Annotated in this window: 1 protein-coding gene and 1 pseudogene; both read left to right on the top strand. The window is 58.0% G+C overall.

Annotated features, from left to right (window positions below; all coding sequences use genetic code 11):
• Positions 1 to 279: 279 nt before the first annotated feature.
• On the top strand, positions 280 to 1680 hold the full coding sequence (locus VZ95_RS08495) for a surface lipoprotein assembly modifier (protein ID WP_198148173.1): 1401 nt from the start codon (positions 280 to 282) through the stop codon (positions 1678 to 1680).
• 59 nt (positions 1681 to 1739) lie between these two features.
• Positions 1740 to 2084 (top strand): annotated as a pseudogene (locus tag VZ95_RS25355) (FecR domain-containing protein); the annotation flags it as partial.

Genomic DNA, 2084 nt, shown 5'->3' with positions numbered 1-2084 from the left:
CGGCTCCACCAAGAATTTCAAGGGGTTAGCAGCGTGAAGCGGCTAGCCCCTTTTTGCTGTGTCGCGCGCTTGGCGGGCTCGGTAATACTGAGGGGGGCTCTTTGTTTCTAGAGACGCTGGCTGTTCGTCTAGAAACTCGAAACTAAACGGTAAGAGTCCCGGATCAAACGGATTTTTGCAACCAATGCGTCTGATAGTCACGATTCGCTTTGCATCTAGCGGAAAGAATCCGCTACTCTAGACATGTTTTCGCCGACTGACATGATGGATAATGCCGCCGTGACTCTTAAATCGCTTCTTCGCTCCGGGGCGAGCCGGGCACCGATTGCTTGTGCGGCGGGCCTTATTGTCGCGGTTCTTTCGGGGAGTGCTGCCGCGCAGAGCGAGCAGGTGACGGCGCTTCAACGTCAGATCGATGATGCGTTTCGCCAAGTGCTCTCGGCTCCTGGGGATATGGAAGTTGGGCTGCGCTATGCGCGCCTTCTGGTTCAGGCGGGGAATTTCGAAGGCGGCATCGCGGCGATGGAGCGCCTGCTGCTGTCCCCCAATCCGCCGCCCACAATCCGGCTCGAACTCGGCGTTCTTTATTATCGTCTCGAATCCTATGCCGCAGCTGAAACTTATTTGCGCGCGGCCGCAGCGCAGACAGATTTGCCCGCCGAGCAGCGCCGGTTGGCGGAACAATTATTGAGCGATGCGGCAAAGCGCAATCAGCCGAGCCGGTTGTCGGGTTTTGTCATGGCCGGGGTGCGGGGGCAGACCAATCCCCTGGCGCGGACGGATGAGGATTTTATTCGCGCCGGCGGCGCGCTGGTGGCCCGCCCGAGTACGCAGAAGCGCAAGAGCGATACCGATACCCAGTTGGTCGGGCGCATTGAGCATATCTACGATCTCGAAACGCAGAATTCCGCCGAGCTGGTGAGTACGCTGGTTGGCGTTGCCCAGCATTATTCATCGGTCTCCAGCTATAAGCTGAAGGTGGGGTCGGACAAACCGCGTGATCTGCTGCTGGCCGAAGGTACGACGGGCATTCGGTTTAAGCCCGATCCGGTCGATCTGCCGAGCTGGACGCTGCGCCCCCATGTTATTGCGGGGAATATTCTGCTTGATGGGCATCAATATGCCTATAACCTCGGGGCGGGGATTGAGTCGAATTATCGCGTTACCGATCGTTTTGTGATCGATGCTGGCTATGAGGCGCGCAATTACAGTTATGCCACCCGCGTGGATGTGGCCGAGGCCAAGCAGCAAGGCGGGCTGGAGCATACGGTGCGGCTGCGCGCGAGCTATGAACTCGCGCCGGGGCAAATTGTTGTGGGTGAAGTGATCGGTCGGGATCATGGCGCGGATCGGGGCTATTTCGCTTACCAGAGCGGGGAGCTGCGCGGCACGTATATTCTGAGCTACGCTAGCCCGCTTGGCTGGTGGGATGCCCCCGCTTGGACGACGTCGGTGAGCGCCGGTGTTTTGCAGCGCAATTACGATACCTCCGATCCGGTGGTCGATCGCAGCCGGACGCGGGAAGATACCGAGTGGCGCGGAACGTTTGCGACGCAGATTCCCATCGATCCCGCTTGGTCAATTTTGTTACAGGCGGAATATATAAAAGCTAACTCAAATTTACCGAATTATCGGTATGATAACACGTCGGCGTTAGCATCGATTCTGTGGCGCTTTTAAGGGCTGAGCGAAAGAGGGTGAGGAGAGAAGGTTATGACACCAGCAGACGCTAAAGATTGGTGCTTGCCGCCGCTGCGCTGAGCAGCGCCTTTATTCCGTCGACTCACGCGCAGGATAAGATTGCGGCTGCGCCGGAAAAGGCGGGCGTCGTCTCGGGTGTGCAGCCCGGCGTTAAGTCGACGACGAATGAGCGCGTGATCTATGTCGGTAGCGATGCCTATCGCGGCGAAAAATTCGTCACAGATGCTAAGGGCTCGCTGCATATCCTGTTTATGGATCAATCCTCGATGACGCTTGGCCCGAATTCGGAGCTGACGATCGATGAGTTCGTCTATGATCCGAACGCCAAGAAGGGCAAAATCGGCGTTTCGCTCGCCTCGGGCCTGCTGCGCGTCGTCGGTGGT

The sequence above is a fragment of the Elstera litoralis genome, from assembly GCF_000963705.1.
Classification (GTDB): domain Bacteria; phylum Pseudomonadota; class Alphaproteobacteria; order Elsterales; family Elsteraceae; genus Elstera; species Elstera litoralis.
This window is presented reverse-complemented; position numbering and strand designations above follow the sequence as displayed.